16 protein-coding genes are annotated in these 14421 nt (G+C 70.6%); 8 read left to right on the top strand and 8 right to left on the bottom strand.

Going from position 1 to position 14421, the window contains the following annotated elements:
- The first annotated feature begins 37 nt into the window (after positions 1 to 37).
- From dnaK to dnaJ, 3 genes are read left to right on the top strand one after another with little or no spacing between them, the layout of a single operon-like run.
- On the top strand, positions 38 to 1954 hold the full coding sequence (gene dnaK, locus H0I76_RS15400; protein ID WP_200611577.1) for a molecular chaperone DnaK: 1917 nt from the start codon (positions 38 to 40) through the stop codon (positions 1952 to 1954).
- A gap of 17 nt (positions 1955 to 1971) precedes the next feature.
- Complete coding sequence (locus H0I76_RS15395; RefSeq protein ID WP_200611569.1) at positions 1972 to 2358, top strand: hypothetical protein; 387 nt, start codon at positions 1972 to 1974, stop codon at positions 2356 to 2358.
- Positions 2345 to 3493: a molecular chaperone DnaJ gene (gene dnaJ / locus H0I76_RS15390; protein ID WP_200611566.1), complete on the top strand. Its 1149-nt coding sequence runs from the start codon at positions 2345 to 2347 to the stop codon at positions 3491 to 3493. The genes H0I76_RS15395 and dnaJ overlap by 14 nt, the downstream gene beginning before the upstream one ends.
- 91 nt (positions 3494 to 3584) lie before the next feature.
- Here dnaJ and H0I76_RS15385 read toward each other — a convergent pair whose 3' ends face one another.
- The gene (locus H0I76_RS15385; RefSeq protein ID WP_200611563.1) at positions 3585 to 4007 is read right to left on the bottom strand and encodes an Hsp20/alpha crystallin family protein; all 423 of its coding nucleotides are present in this window, start codon (positions 4005 to 4007) and stop codon (positions 3585 to 3587) included.
- Positions 4008 to 4153: 146 nt separating this feature from the next.
- Between H0I76_RS15385 and dapB the strand changes: the two genes are divergently transcribed.
- From dapB to H0I76_RS15370, 3 genes are all read left to right on the top strand, one after another.
- Positions 4154 to 4972: a 4-hydroxy-tetrahydrodipicolinate reductase gene (dapB, locus tag H0I76_RS15380; protein ID WP_200611560.1), complete on the top strand. Its 819-nt coding sequence runs from the start codon at positions 4154 to 4156 to the stop codon at positions 4970 to 4972.
- 70 nt (positions 4973 to 5042) lie between these two features.
- Positions 5043 to 5504: a DUF1489 family protein gene (locus H0I76_RS15375; protein WP_200611559.1), complete on the top strand. Its 462-nt coding sequence runs from the start codon at positions 5043 to 5045 to the stop codon at positions 5502 to 5504.
- A 34-nt stretch (positions 5505 to 5538) separates the two neighbouring features.
- Positions 5539 to 6129 carry a hypothetical protein gene (locus H0I76_RS15370; protein WP_200611556.1) on the top strand — a complete coding sequence of 197 codons (591 nt, stop codon included), beginning with the start codon at positions 5539 to 5541 and terminating at the stop codon, positions 6127 to 6129.
- A gap of 21 nt (positions 6130 to 6150) precedes the next feature.
- Here H0I76_RS15370 and H0I76_RS15365 read toward each other — a convergent pair whose 3' ends face one another.
- From H0I76_RS15365 to H0I76_RS15355, 3 genes are read right to left on the bottom strand one after another with little or no spacing between them, the layout of a single operon-like run.
- Positions 6151 to 6786, bottom strand: coding sequence for a TIGR04282 family arsenosugar biosynthesis glycosyltransferase (locus H0I76_RS15365; protein WP_325166466.1), 636 nt, complete (start codon positions 6784 to 6786; stop codon positions 6151 to 6153).
- Positions 6783 to 7475: a TIGR04283 family arsenosugar biosynthesis glycosyltransferase gene (locus H0I76_RS15360; protein ID WP_200611554.1), complete on the bottom strand. Its 693-nt coding sequence runs from the start codon at positions 7473 to 7475 to the stop codon at positions 6783 to 6785. Before H0I76_RS15360 ends, H0I76_RS15365 begins: the two co-directional genes overlap by 4 nt.
- The gene (locus H0I76_RS15355) at positions 7472 to 8695 is read right to left on the bottom strand and encodes a multidrug effflux MFS transporter (protein ID WP_200611552.1); all 1224 of its coding nucleotides are present in this window, start codon (positions 8693 to 8695) and stop codon (positions 7472 to 7474) included. The genes H0I76_RS15360 and H0I76_RS15355 overlap by 4 nt, the downstream gene beginning before the upstream one ends.
- Positions 8696 to 8790: 95 nt before the next feature.
- Here H0I76_RS15355 and ygfZ point away from each other — a divergent pair, with 95 nt between their 5' ends.
- Positions 8791 to 9582, top strand: coding sequence for a CAF17-like 4Fe-4S cluster assembly/insertion protein YgfZ (ygfZ, locus tag H0I76_RS15350; RefSeq protein ID WP_200611550.1), 792 nt, complete (start codon positions 8791 to 8793; stop codon positions 9580 to 9582).
- Positions 9583 to 9664: 82 nt separating this feature from the next.
- On the opposite strand, the gene H0I76_RS15345 is transcribed toward ygfZ, so the two are convergent.
- Positions 9665 to 10546: an SDR family oxidoreductase gene (locus H0I76_RS15345; RefSeq protein WP_200611549.1), complete on the bottom strand. Its 882-nt coding sequence runs from the start codon at positions 10544 to 10546 to the stop codon at positions 9665 to 9667.
- A gap of 58 nt (positions 10547 to 10604) precedes the next feature.
- On the opposite strand from H0I76_RS15345, the gene H0I76_RS15340 reads away from it, so the two are divergent.
- A complete protein-coding gene (locus H0I76_RS15340) occupies positions 10605 to 11339 on the top strand; it encodes a tetratricopeptide repeat protein (protein ID WP_200611547.1) in 735 nt (244 codons plus the stop codon).
- On the opposite strand, the gene queG is transcribed toward H0I76_RS15340, so the two are convergent.
- The 3 genes from queG to mtgA form a co-directional block, all read right to left on the bottom strand.
- Positions 11308 to 12450 carry a tRNA epoxyqueuosine(34) reductase QueG gene (gene queG / locus H0I76_RS15335; protein WP_200611546.1) on the bottom strand — a complete coding sequence of 381 codons (1143 nt, stop codon included), beginning with the start codon at positions 12448 to 12450 and terminating at the stop codon, positions 11308 to 11310. The genes H0I76_RS15340 and queG overlap by 32 nt on opposite strands.
- Positions 12451 to 12528: 78 nt before the next feature.
- The gene (fzlA, locus tag H0I76_RS15330; protein ID WP_200611544.1) at positions 12529 to 13197 is read right to left on the bottom strand and encodes an FtsZ-binding protein FzlA; all 669 of its coding nucleotides are present in this window, start codon (positions 13195 to 13197) and stop codon (positions 12529 to 12531) included.
- A 511-nt stretch (positions 13198 to 13708) separates the two neighbouring features.
- A complete protein-coding gene (gene mtgA / locus H0I76_RS15325) occupies positions 13709 to 14386 on the bottom strand; it encodes a monofunctional biosynthetic peptidoglycan transglycosylase (RefSeq protein ID WP_234455354.1) in 678 nt (225 codons plus the stop codon).
- Positions 14387 to 14421 lie beyond the last annotated feature (35 nt).

Here is a 14421-nt window from a genome sequence, read left to right as displayed (position 1 = left end):
ACCCGGACAGACATCGCCGGAAGGGAGTGACAGATCCATGTCCAAAGTAATCGGAATCGACCTTGGCACCACCAACTCCTGCGTCGCCATCATGGATGGCAAGACGCCGAAGGTGATCGAGAACGCCGAGGGCGCGCGCACGACCCCCTCGATGGTCGCGTTCACCGAGGATGGCGAGCGCCTCGTCGGCCAGCCCGCCAAGCGCCAGGCCGTGACCAACCCCGAGAACACGCTCTTCGCCGTCAAGCGCCTGATCGGACGGCGCTACTCCGACCCCACGGTCGAGAAGGACAAGGGCATGGTCCCCTTCAAGATCGTCGAGGGCAAGAACGGTGACGCCTGGGTCGAGGCGCGCGGCGAGAAGTACTCGCCCAGCCAGGTCTCGGCCTATGTGCTGCAGAAGATGAAGGAGACGGCCGAGGGCTATCTCGGCGAGAAGGTGACCCAGGCGGTCATCACCGTCCCCGCCTATTTCAACGACGCCCAGCGCCAGGCGACCAAGGACGCCGGCAAGATCGCGGGCCTCGAGGTGCTGCGCATCATCAACGAGCCGACCGCCGCGGCGCTGGCCTACGGGCTCGACCGCGAGGGCGGCAAGACCATCGCGGTCTATGACCTCGGCGGCGGCACCTTCGACATCTCGGTGCTCGAGATCGAGGAAGGCCTGTTCGAGGTGAAGTCGACCAACGGCGACACCTTCCTCGGCGGCGAGGACTTCGACCTTCGCCTGGTCGACTACCTCGCGGACGAGTTCAAGAAGGACAACGGCCTCGACCTGCGCAAGGACAAGCTCGCGCTGCAGCGCCTGAAGGAGGCGGCCGAGAAGGCCAAGATCGAGCTCTCCTCGGCCTCGCAGACCGAGATCAACCTGCCCTACATCACCGCCGATGCCTCGGGTCCGAAGCACCTCACGCTGAAGATGTCGCGCTCGAAGCTCGAGAGCCTGGTCGACGACCTCGTCCAGCGGACGCTCGACCCGTGCAAGAAGGCGCTCAAGGACGCCGGCGTCACCGCGGGCGACATCGACGAGATCGTGCTGGTGGGCGGCATGACCCGCATGCCGAAGGTCATCGAGACGGTGAAGAAGTTCTTCGGCAAGGAGCCGCACAAGGGCGTGAACCCCGACGAGGTCGTGGCCATGGGCGCCGCGATCCAGGCGGGCGTGCTGCAGGGCGACGTCAAGGACGTGGTGCTGCTCGACGTGACCCCCCTCAGCCTCGGCATCGAGACGCTGGGCGGCGTGTTCACCCGCCTGATCGACCGCAACACCACGATCCCGACCAAGAAGAGCCAGGTGTTCTCGACCGCCGACGACAACCAGTCGGCCGTGACCATCCGGGTCTTCCAGGGCGAGCGCGAGATGGCGGCCGACAACAAGATGCTCGGCCAGTTCAATCTCGAGGACATCCCGCCCGCGCCCCGCGGCGTGCCGCAGATCGAGGTCACCTTCGACATCGACGCCAACGGCATCGTCAACGTCTCGGCCCGCGACAAGGGCACGAACAAGGAGCAGCGGATTACCATCCAGGCCTCGGGCGGCCTGTCGGATGCCGACATCGACCGCATGGTCAAGGAAGCCGAGGAGAACGCCGAGGCCGACAAGAAGCGCCGCGCTCTCGTCGAGGCCCGGAACCAGGGCGAAAGCCTGATCCATGCGACCGAGAAGTCGCTCGCCGAGCATGGCGAGAAGGTCGACGAAGCGACGCGCACCGGCATCACCGATGCGATCACCGCGCTTCGCGGCGTGCTCGAGAGCGAGGACGCCGAGGAGATCAAGGCCAAGACCCAGGCCCTTGCCGAGGCGTCGATGAAGCTGGGCGAGGCGATCTACAAGTCCGAGGCCGAGGCCGCCTCCGCGGCCGGCGGCGATGACGCCGCACCGGCCGCCGACAAGGACGACGTGGTGGACGCCGAGTTCGAAGAGGTCGACGACGACGGCAAGAAGCCGTCCTGATCGCGCATCGATCCGGCATGACCGGCCCGGCCGACCCGTCATACGGCACCCATGCCCTTCCCGCGCCGGCGTGGCTCGACCACTCCGGCGCGGCGTTCGGCACCCGCGCAGGTCCGCGGCGGCGCACCGCCCGGACCATGCGCCAGGTCGCCCGCGGCGGGCGGACCGGCTCCCTCGGCATCGCAGCCCTTCCTCGCCCCGGCACGCAGGCCGCGCCGCGCCGTGTCCCTGTCGCATCGTCCCGCGGCGCGGAAACCGCGGCACTGGCGCTCCCGCGGGGGAATGGCTATGTGGGTGCCAACCGAACGAAGCTGAACGCGATCCTTACCCGCGCCACCATGCGCGACGCGGCGCCCGGCGCGGGCGCGGGCAAACCCCAAGGGAAACTCGATGGCCAAGCGTGACTACTACGATGTGCTCGGGGTCGCCCGCGGTGCCTCGGCCGACGAGCTGAAGAAGGCCTACCGCGCCAAGGCGAAGGAGCTTCACCCCGACCGCAACAAGGACAACCCGAATGCCGAGGCCCAGTTCAAGGAAGTGAACGAGGCCTATGACTGCCTCAAGGACCCCGACAAGAAGGCGGCTTACGACCAGTTCGGCCACGGGGCCTTCGAGGCGGGCATGGGCGCCGGCGCGGCGGGCGCGCGCGGCGCGGATTTCGGCTCGGCCTTCTCGGACGTGTTCGAGGACCTGTTCGGCGATTTCATGGGCGGACGGCGCGGCGGCCGCGGCCCGGGCGGCGTGCGGCGCGGGTCCGATCTGCGCTACAACCTGCGCGTCACGCTCGAGGACGCCTTCCGCGGCAAGCAGGCGACGATCTCGGTCCCCGGCTCGACCAAGTGCGATGAATGCGGCGGCACCGGCGCCGAGGGCGGCAGCCAGCCGCAGACCTGCCCGACCTGCGCCGGCCACGGCAAGGTGCGCGCGAGCCAGGGCTTCTTCACCATCGAGCGGACCTGCCCGACCTGCCACGGCCAGGGCCAGATCGTGAAGAACCCCTGCAAGGCCTGCGGCGGCCAGGGCGCCGTGCGCAAGGACCGCGCGCTCAACGTCAACATCCCCCAGGGGATCGAGACCGGCACCCGCATCCGCCTCGCCGGCGAGGGCGAGGCCGGCGTCAAGGGCGGGCCGCCGGGCGATCTCTACATCTTCATCGAGGTCGAACCGCACCCGATCTTCGAGCGCGACGGGCTCAACCTCTACTGCCGCGTGCCGGTGCCGATGACGACCGCCGCGCTGGGCGGCGACATCGAGGTCCCGCTGATCGACGGCGGCCGCTCGCGGGTCAAGGTTCCGTCGGGCGTGCAGACCGGCAAGCAGCTTCGCCTGCGCGGCAAGGGCATGCCGGCGCTGCAGCGCGCGGGCCAGGTCGGCGACCTGATGATCGAGGTCCAGGTCGAGACGCCGGTCAACCTCTCCAGGCGCCAGCAGGAGCTGTTGCGCGAGTTCGAGCAGGCGGGCGTCGACAACAGCCCCTCCTCGAAGGACTTCTTCTCGAAGGTCAAGAGCTTCTGGGACGGAATGACCGGCACCGGCTGAGACCGGTTACGCGGCCGCGTTCCGCGCGGGACGTCCGACGTACCGGGGACCGGATGAGGGCGGCACGCTGAACGAGTGCCGCCCTTCTGCATCACAGGGCGCGGATCGGGATCGACTTGCCGGCGTCCTCGCCCTCGCCCTTGCCCTTGCGGCCGATCGTGATCGTCAGCACGCCTTTCGACGCCTCGGCCTCGATCTTGGCGGGGTCGGCATCGGCCGGCAGGCGGAAGCTGCGCTGGAAGCGGCCGTACTCGCGCTCCGAGAAGAAGTAGCCCTCGCCTTCCTCGCGCCGCTCGGCGCGCTTCTCGCCCTTGACCGTGAGCACGCCGTCGCGCACGCCGACCTCCATGTCGCTTTCCGCGACGCCGGGCAGCTCGACGGTGACGCGATAGGCGGCGTTGTCGGCACTGGCCTCGGAACGCGGCGCGAACCAGTCTGCGATGCGCGAGCCGAGGTGCCGCAGCGGCTCGGTGATCTCGGGCCACCAGCCATGAGCAGGGGATTTCTCGATCATGATCGGGGGTCTCCCATTCGTTGTTCGATGACCCGATCAGACCACCACCCGAGGGCACCGGCATTGACGGCGATCAACCTCGCCGCCCTTTCCTCGCCCGGGGACGCTTGCTAGATGGGAGGGAACGCGCCAACCCCGAGGCCCAGATGACCGAGACCACCCCCGTCGACATCACCGTGACCGGAACCGCCGGGCGCATGGGCCAGATGCTCGTGCAGGCCGTGCGCGAGAATCCCGCCTGCCGCCTGGTCGGCGCGACCGAACGCGCCGGGCATCCCTGGATCGGCCGCGACCTGGGCGAGGCGATGGGCGGGCCCGCGATCGGCGTCAAGGTCGAGGACGACCCGCTGCCGGTCTTCGCGCGCTCGCGCGCCGTTCTCGACTTCACCTCGCCCGCCGCGACCGTGGCGCATGCCGCGCTGGCGGCGCAGGCGCGCCTCGTGCATGTCATCGGCACCACCGGGCTCGAGGGTCACGACCTCGACAAGCTCGAGGCGGCGGCGCGCCACGCGACCGTGATCCGCGCCGGGAACTTCTCGCTCGGCGTCAACCTGCTCACCGTGCTGGCGCGCCGCGTGGCCGCCGCGCTCGGCGAGGAATTCGACATCGAGATCGTCGAGACGCATCACCGGCACAAGGTGGACGCCCCATCGGGCACCGCGCTGATGCTGGGCGAGGCCGCCGCCGAGGGGCGCGGAACCACGCTGGCCGAGGCGCGCCTGCCGGCGCGCGAGGGCATCACCGGCGCGCGCCCCGCAGGCGGGATCGGCTTCGCCGCGCTGCGCGGCGGCGATGTCGTGGGCGAGCACGAGATCCTGTTCGCCGGGCCGGGCGAGCGCATCGCCCTGCGCCACATCGCCTCGGACCGGATGCTGTTCGCGCGCGGGGCCGTGCGCGCGGCGATCTGGGGCGTGGGTCAGAAGCCGGGCGAATACGGCATGACGGACGTCCTCGGTCTGAGCTGACGCGGATTTCGTTGCAAGATCGGGGCTTATTCCGCGCCCGTGGCGCGCTACGATAGCCAGAGGAGGTCGGATGCCATCCGAGACCGGGAAAGATGCTCTCCACCTCGTCAAGCTCTGCGTCGGGGCGGACAGCATCGAGGATCTGGCCGAGTGGCAGGCCGCCCGCAGCGCCGAGCGCAGGGCCGCAGGGCTCGATCCGCGCCCACGGCACGTGACGCGCATGTGGCCCCGCAGGCAAGACGACCTGCTGGCAGGAGGATCGCTCTATTGGGTCATCCGTGGTCTCGTCCTGGTGCGCCAGCGCATCCTCAGCCTCGACCCGGTGACGGGCGAGGACGGGATCCGGCGCTGCGCCCTGATCCTCGACCCCGAACTCGTCCGGGTCGAGGCCCGGCCGCGCTCGGCCTTCCAGGGCTGGCGCTACCTGCGCGCCGGCGACGCGCCGCCGGACCTGCCGAAGGACGCGCAGGAAGGCGCTGGCCTGCCGCAGGAGATGCAGAGCGCGCTGGCGGCGCTGGGCGTGATCGGATGACGACGCGTCCCCGCGGCGCGCGGGGGGCCGTGCGATGACCCGCCTCGACGCGCGCCTGACCGATCTTCTGGGACCGATCCGCGACGCCGCCGTCGGCGGTCTGCTCGAGGCGATGGCGCGCCGGCTCGAAGGCGGCGCCGAGGTCGAGGCCGAGCCCGTCCTGCACGACCCCAGCGGCAGGCTGCTGCGCAGCGGCCCGCTCGCCTTGCCGCGGCGGGGCGACCTACGGGTCGTTACCGCGAACCGCCGGCTCATCGAGCGGATCGAGAGCCCACCACCCCTCGATTTCGCGCCGATCACCCTGGTCGATGCCGGCGGCTTCGTCACGACCTTCGCGCCGTTCCGCTGGGACGCGCTCGCGATCATCATCGCCGCGGGACAGCCCCGGCCCAACTGGGCGCCCGTGCGCCACTGGTTCCTCGAGTGGTTCCAGACCCGCTATGCCGATGTCGCCCCCGACCTCGCCGGCACGGTGCACACGCTCGACGGGCCCGAGAAATCCGGCGCGCAATGGCGCATCATGCTCGACCTGGGCTCGGCCCCGGTCGATTGCATCTCGGACCTGATCGGTGCCTTCGCCGCGACAGGGGCGGGGCGGATGCATCTCGGCAGCACCGTCGACTAGCGTCGTCGAATTGCGCGCGGCTCAGGCTCCCCGCCCGCGCTGCGCGCGAAGATCGGCGGCCGTGTCCACGTCATGCAGCATCGCCGCGCGGCGCGCGGGCGCCAGCGGGCCCAGCGTCGCCTCGGTGTCGCTCAGCGCGTGCGGCCCGGACCAGCGCACGCCCGCGAACAGCCCCGCGGGCAACCGCCCGCCATGCGGAACCGCAACCAGCCAGTAGCCGCCATCGGCCGCGGGACCCAGCACCGCCCGCCCGCCGCGCGCCAGCGCAAAGGCGCGGCCGATCTCGCGCGGCCCGACACCCGGCACGTCGCCGCCGACGATCGCCACCGGCCCCGGCCCGAAATGCGCGAGCGCCCGCGCCATGCGCGCACCCAGGTCCCCCGGCCCCTGCGGCCAGCGCGCGATGCCCGGGGGCCAGGCGCGCGAGGCGATCGCGTGGTCGGGCGCGACCGCCAGCACCGTGCGCCAGCGCCGATCGCGTGCCACCGCGCGGATCAGCCGACCGGTCTGGTGGCGGAACCACCAGGCGGCGTCGATCATGCCGATCTCGCGGCCCAGCCGCGTCTTGACCATCCCCGGGCGGGGCTCCTTCAGGAACAGGACCAGCGTCGGCCGCCGCTCGGCCCCGCGCCTACCAGGGCCGACGGACGCCTTCACCGCCGCCCCCGGTAGAAGCGCGCCAGCCGCGCGGGCGGCACGCCCAGGCGCCACAGCCCCAGCGTCACGAGGTTGCGCGCGCCCCGCCGCAGCCAGCCCTCGGCGCGATAGCGCGCCGCCGAGGTGACGACCCGCCCCTCCAGCCGCCTCAGCCGCCGGCGGCCGATGCGGCGCGCGAGCTCGACATCCTCCATCAGCGGCACCGGCGGATAGCCTCCGGCCTCGCGATAGAGCGCCACGGGCACCAGCAGGCCATGGTCGCCATAGGGCAGCCCGCAGAGCGCCGAGCGCAGGTTCGCCCATGCCGCGACCCAGCCGGGAAAGACGCCCTCGGCATCGAAGGACAGCCCGAAATACCCCGCGGCGCGCGGATGCGCCGACAGATGCGCGCGCACGGTGCCCTCCCACCCCTCGGGCAGCAGCGTGTCGGCATGCACGACCAAAAGCCAGTCGCCCCGCGCCGCAGCACAACCCGCGGCAAGCTGCGTGCCGCGCCCGCGTTCGGCCGTCACCAGCCGCGCGCCGGTCGCGTCAGCCACTGCCGCGATCCCGTCCGCCGATCCGCCATCCGCCAGGATCACCTCGCGCACCAGCCCGTCGGCCACCGCAGGCACCAGCCGCGCAAGGCAGGGACCGATCCGCGCCGCCACGTCGAGCGTGGGGATCACGACCGAGAGCGGCGCGCTCATGTCCCCTCGTCCATCCGCGTGCCAAAGCTCATCAGGCAGGCTCCGATCAAGCCCAGCACGGCGAAGCCCGCGAACATCGGCGTCACCGTGCCGTGGTAGAACTGCGCGATCAGCGCCCCGATGCCCGCCGCCCCCACGGTCGAGAAGGCGAGGATGACCGATGAGGCCGTGCCCGCGATATGCCCCAGCGGCTGGATCGCCAGCGCGTTGAGATTGGCGAACAGCACCGCGACACAGACGAAGATCGCGCCCAGCATCAGCGCGAAGGCCCAGAACGGCGGGACGCCCGCGCTCGACCAGGCGACGGCCGCGCCGACCGTGGCCAGCCCCGTCATTGCCCACAGCGCCATGCGCGCCAACCGCTGCATGCCCATGCGCAGAACCAGCCGCCCGTTGAGGATGCTGCCCCCGGCGAAGACCACAGCGAGCCCCGAGAACGCCAGCGGGAACAGCGGTCCCAGTCCATAGAGCTCCTCCATCACCTGCTGGGCGGTGGCGAGGTAGGCCACGAAGGTGCCGAAGACGGCGATGGTCGCCAGCACCGCGATCACGGTCTGGCGCGTGCGCAGCACCTCGACGAAGGCCGCCGCCAGCGGCCGCGCACGGAAGGGGCGGCGGCTGGCGGGATCGAGCGTCTCGGGCACGGCCGCGAGATACCAGCCGGCCGAGACCAGCGCGAGCCCGAGATAGAGACCAAAGATCGCCCGCCACCCGGCCAGCGCCTCGATCCCCTGGCCCAGCAGCGGCGCCAGCACCGGCACCAGCATGAAGACGGTCATCACCATCGACAGGATGCGCGCCATCGGCCGCCCGTCATAGAGGTCGCGCACGATCGCCACCGCGACCACCCGCGGCCCGCCCGCGCCGACGCCCTGCAGGAACCGCCCGGCCAGCAGCATCAGCGGGCTCTGCGCGGTCAGCGCCATCAGCGTGCCCAGCACGTAGATGCCCCAGCCGATCAGGGTCGCGCGCTTGCGGCCGATGGCATCGGCAAGCGGCCCGAACACCAGCTGCGCCACGCCCAGCCCGGCGAAGACCAGCATTATGACCATCTGCCGGTCGTTGTCGCGCGCGAAGCCAAGATCGGCCGACATCGCGTCCAGCGCCGGCAGGACCGCGTCGATCGTCATTGCGACCACCGAGGTCATCAGCGCAAGAAAGGCGATCAAGCCAAGCGGCGCGCGCCCCTCGGCGCGTGCAATCGCATCAGGTAACGTCATTCGATCCCACTCCCGGGCTATGGGGCAGCGGTATACCCTTGGGTCCGGCGCGGTGCGACCCCTATATCTTCACCATCGCATCAGGGGAGACGGGAATGCCGGGGCTCAAGGGATTTGTGGATCGCGACCGCCGCGTGCTGCGCATGGCGGGGCATGACGCGCGCGCGGTCCTGCAGGGGGTGGTGTCGAACGACGTGGCCCGCCTCGCGCCCGGCCGCGCGGTCTATGCGGCCCTGCTCACGCCGCAGGGAAAGTACCTGTTCGACTTCTTCGTGGTCGACGACGGCGAGGCGGTGCTGATCGACGTCGCCGCCGACCGGGCGGATGCGCTGGCGCAGCGCCTGAAGATGTACTGCCTGCGCCGCGACGCGCGCGTCGAGGGGGATGCCGGCCTCGCGGTCGCGCTGGTCTGGGGCGATGGGACGCCGCCAGCGGGCGCCGTCACCGATCCGCGGCTTCCGGCGCTGGGATGGCGGCTTTACGCGCCCAAGCCCGATCTCGCGGGCATCGCGCCGGCCACGGCGGGCGACTACCTTGCCCTGCGCGTCGCCCACCAGGTGCCGGCGACGGGGATCGAGCTGATCCCCGATGACACCTACATCCTCGAGGCCGGCTTCGACCGGCTGAACGGCGTCGATTTCCGCAAGGGCTGCTATGTCGGGCAGGAGGTCACCGCCCGCATGAAGCACAAGACCGAGCTGAAGAAGCGCCTCGTTCCCGTCCGGGTCGAGGGCGAGGCCGCTCCGGGGACGCCGATCACCGCGGGCGGCAAGCCCGCGGGCACGCTGTTCAGCCTGCACGATGGGCGCGGCCTCGCGCATCTGCGCCTCGACCGGGCGGGCGGCGAGATGGCGGCGGGCGAGGCGCGCGTCATCTTCGAGGGCTGATCCGCACGGCGCGGCAGCCGGGTGCGCACGGACTTCATATCCGTCTGGATTATCCCTCCAGTTCAACGCCTTAATCAGGTTTTCACGCGTGAAACCCTGCTCGCTCCTGCGCAAGAAGGGCCGCCAGCCCCTCGCGATAGGTGGGATAGGCAAGCGCGACGCCCAGCTCTTCACGGATCAGCCGGTTCGAGACCCGCTTCGATTCAGCGTAAAAGCTGCGCGCCATCGGCGTCATCTCGGCCGCGTCGAAATCGACCGCCTCGGGCAGCGGCAGCCCGAGAAGCCGGGCTGCGTGCGCGATGACGTCCTCGGGCGGCGCGGCCTCGTCGTCGCAGACATTGTAGGTCGCCCCGGGCCGCGGCCGCGCGATCGAGGCCTCGAGCACGCTCGCGATATCCTCGACATGGATGCGGCTGAACACCTGCCCCGGCTTGATGATCCGGCGGGCGGTGCCGGCCCTGACCTTCGCGAACGGCCCGCGACCGGGCCCGTAAATCCCCGCGAGGCGGAAGATGTGAAGCGGCAGCGCCGCCTCCGCCTGCAGCCGCTGCCAGGCCTGCTCGGCCTCGAGCCGCCATCGCCCGCGCCGGGTCGAGGGCTGGCAGTCCGACCCCTCCTCGACCCAGCCCCCCGCGCGGTCGCCATAGACGCCTGTGGTCGACAGGTAGCCCGCCCAGGCGAAATCGGACGCCCGTGCCCGGATCGCCTTGCCCGCGGCGTTCAGCACCGGATCGCCCGCCGCATCCGGCCCCGCCGAGATCAGCAGATGCGTGGCCTCGTCCAGCAGGCCGTCGAGCTCCACGCCCGGCCAGACCACCGCCTCGGCGCCGGTGCGGCGGATCTCCTGCGCCTTCTCCTCCGAGCGCGTGGTGCCGACGACACGCCAGCCGCGTGCCAGCAGCCGTCGCGCCAGCGCGCGCGCGCTGTAGCCGTGGCCAAAGCTCAACAGTGTCTCGCGGGGCATGGGCAAGGCTCCGGGCATGGTCTAGTGTCGCGCCCGAACATAGCGGAGGTCCGGACGAATGCGAGCGGTGAGAGCGATATGTCTCGGCGCGGCGATGGCTGCGATGGCCGGCGGGGCACGGGCGGTCGAGGATTACGACAATTGCATCGCGCTCGTCGCCGCCGATCCCGCGCGCGCCGAGGCCGAGGCGGCGACATGGGCGAATTTCGGCGGCGGCCCGGCGGCCCGGCATTGCCGGGCGATGGCGTTCGCCGCGCTCGGGGCGACCCGCCGCGCCGCCGAGGAACTGACCGAGATCGCCTTCGTCGCGCGCGACCTGCCCGAGGAGACCCGCGCCGAGATCCTGCTTCAGGCCGCCGGCTTCTTCCTCGACCTGCAGGAGCCCGACGCCGGCCTGCGGGTGACCGAGCAGGCGATGCGGCTCAAGACCACGGGCGAGACGCTCACCATGCGCGCAAGGCTGCGTGCCGCCAAGGGCCAGTACGGAGCCGCGCTGGGCGACCTCGACGCCGCCATCGCGCAGGCCGGCCCGACCGCCGACCGCCTGATGCTGCGTGCCACGGCGCGGCGTGAGGAGGGCCGGCTGCTCGAGGCCCGCCAGGATGTGATCTGGGCGCTCGAGCTCGAGCCGGACCTGCCGATCGCCTATCTCGAACTTGGGCGCATCGAGCAGGCGCAGAGCGCGAAGGACCGCGCCCGCGACGCCTACATGCGTGCGATCGAACTCGACCCCGGCGGCGACATCGCGGCGTCGGCGCGGCTCAGCCTGCAGCGGATGGAGCTTGGCGACTGACCGCCGCTGTCCATTCGTCGAGCACCATCGGGTCCGCCTCCTCAGCGGCCGCCGCCTCGGCCTCGATGGCCTCGGGCGGAAGCAGGCGCCCAAGCGCCCAGACCCCGTGGGCGCGGACCAGCGGATCGGCGTCGCGCGCCAGCCGTCGCGCCGAAGGGATCAGGCGGGGTTCGCCGGAATTGCCGATCGCGACCGCCACGTTGCGCAGGAAGCGCCCGCGCCCGATCCGCTTGATGGGCGAGCCCGCAAAGACCTCGCGGAACCCCGCATCATCGAGACAGGCGATATCCGCGAGCCGCGGCGACCCCGTCTCGGGCCGCGCGCGATAGACGGCGTTCGCGGCAAGCGCGAACTTGTTCCAAGGGCAGACCGCCAGGCAGTCGTCGCAGCCATAGATCCGGTTGCCCATCAGCGGCCGCAGCTCGCGCGGGATCGGTCCCTTGAGTTCGATCGTGAGATAGCTGATGCAGCGCCGGGCATCGAGCCGGTAGGGCGCCGGGAAGGCATCGGTCGGGCAGATGTCGAGGCAGCGCCGGCAGGCGCCGCAGTGATCGCGCCCGGGCGCGTCGGGCGGCAGGTCGAGCGTGGTGAAGATCGCGCCGAGGAAGAACCACGAGCCGCCGTCGCGCGCCACGAGATTCGTGTGCTTGCCCTGCCAGCCGACCCCGGCGGCGGCGGCCAGCGGCTTCTCCATCACTGGCGCGGTATCGACGAAGACCTTGATCTCGCCCCCCGCGCGCTCGATCAACCAGCGGCCGAGGCGCTTCAGTCGCTTCTTCACGGTGTCGTGGTAGTCGACGCCCTGCGCATAGACGCTGATCGCGGCGCGCCGGGGCCGGTCCAGAACCGCCATCGGATCGGCCGCCGGCGTGTAGGCGTCGGCCAGCATGATGACCGATCGCGCCGCCGGCCACAGCGCCCCCGGATCTGCCCGCCAGTCGATCCGGTCGGCCATCCAGCCCATCTCACCATGCTGGCCGTCGGCCACCCATGCGCGCAGCCGCGCGCCGGCCTGCGCCACGGCGTCCGGGCGTGTGACGCCGACGGCGGCGAAGCCGAGCGCGCGCGCCTCGGTCTCGATCGCATGCTTGAGAGTGTCGCCGGGATCCATCACGCGAGATTACACGTCCCGGCCTTGGGTGAAACCGTCCACCCTGCAGTCACGCCGGCCCGCGCGCGCTGGCGCCGGTCAGAAGTCGAGATCGGCGTAGTGCGGCGGCGGCTTCATGCCGGGCAGGTGGTCGGCAAGGAGGCCGCGGAAGCCGGGGCGCGACTTCATCACGGCATACCAGTCGCGCACCACCGGGTAGTCCTCCCACGGCACGTCGCCGCAATAGTCGAGGCAGCTCAGATGCGCCGCAGCCGTGATGTCGGCCAGCGTCATGCGCGGGCCGGCGATCCAGTTATGCCCCTCGAGCAGGTAGGTCATGTAGTCGAGATGGATCCGGATGTTTTGGCTGCCCGCCTTGAGACAGGCACCATCGGGATAGCCGAGCCGCGCGAGGCGCTTGGTCACCCGCTCGAACAGCAGGTTCTCGGTCACCTCGCGATAGAACTTGTCGTCGAACCATCCGATCAGGCGCAGCACCTCGGCGCGCTGGACCGCGTCGCGGGGCATGAGCTCGGGCTCGGTCATGATCGCTTCGAGGTAGTCGCAGATCGCCGCCGACTCGGCCAGCACGCGCCCCTCGGTGGTGACGAAGACCGGCACCTTGCCGGCCGGGTTCATGCGCAGGAAGTCGAGCCGCCGGTCCCAAGGACGTTCCTCGATCAGCTCGGCCTCGACCCGCTTTTCCGCGAGGACGAGACGCACCTTCCGGCAGAAGGGCGAGAGGGGCAGGTGATAGAGGCGGTGCATCTGCGGGGATCTGTCCTGTCCGGTGGGTCTGCACTTCCTGCCCCAAAACGGGAAAGGTCTCAAGGCCGCGGCGGCGAATTCGGGCAAATGAGTCCCACGGGCGACACCGCGGCGGGACGCTTGAACGGGAGGAAAACACTCACCTTGCGGGCACCCGAACTCGACAGCGCATGCCCGCTCCAGATCTAGAAGAACGCGCTCCAGTTGCCAATCAGATAGATAACCGTCCCGCACAAAATCATGGAAACCAATGTTATTCTAATAATATCTCTATAGTAAGCTCGATATTTTTCACCGTCTTTGCTCAACGGAACTTGGTCGAAGGTAATTTCGAAAAAGGGTGGGTTCAGTCGATACACCCGATCCGGAAATAGCGCGCGGAACTTTCTGATCAGAAGATATCGTCTCATAACCTCCAAGGCGGGAATTGCGAATACGAGAACCAATACGAAATACGCTTTCATGGTGGCCTAACTCCCCTCAATAGATGTCCGCCTTGTATCGGCAGGCCTCACCCCCGCATGAAACAACCATCATCCCCCCGCGCCGCGATCGTCTCAGCGCCGCCGGCGATCTGGCGCGCACGGCGGTTCAGCTTCCCCGACAGGCGGTTCGGATCGCGCGCCTTCGGGTTCGGCAGCACCGCCGCGAGCGCCGCCGCCTGGCGCAGTGTCAGCTGCGAGGCATCCGTGCCAAAGTAATGCCGCGCCGCCGCCTGGGCGCCGAACACGCCCTCGCCGAACTCGGCGACGTTCAGATAGACCTCGAGGATGCGCCGCTTGCCCCAGACCACCTCGATCAGAGGGGCGAAGCCGGCCTCGAGCCCCTTCCGCGTCCAGCTCGGCCCGTGCCAGAGAAAGACGTTCTTCGCGGTCTGCTGGGTGATGGTCGAGGCGCCGCGGATGCGGCCGCGCTCACGGTCCTCCAGCGCGTCCTCGATGGCCGCGAGGTCGAGGCCCCAGTGCTGGCAGAAGCGCGCATCCTCGGCCGCAACCACCGCGCGGGCGAGATCGGGCGAGATCCGGTCGAGACCGCGCCATTCGCGCTCGATCCCGCCGAGGCGCCACCACTCCTTGGCCATGTAGAGCCCGCCCGGCAGATCCGCCACGCGCCAGAGCACGACCCAGAGGATGACGACCAGCAGCACGCGCCCCACGATCCGCGCGAGCGCGCGCAACGCGCGGCGCAACCGGCCGCCTCCCAAGGTCGCGCGGGCCTTCCCCT

It is taken from the genome of Thermohalobaculum xanthum (genome assembly GCF_016623495.1).
GTDB lineage: Bacteria > Pseudomonadota > Alphaproteobacteria > Rhodobacterales > Rhodobacteraceae > Thermohalobaculum > Thermohalobaculum xanthum.
Note: the sequence above shows the minus strand (reverse complement) of the source record. Positions and strands in the feature narration are given on the sequence as shown.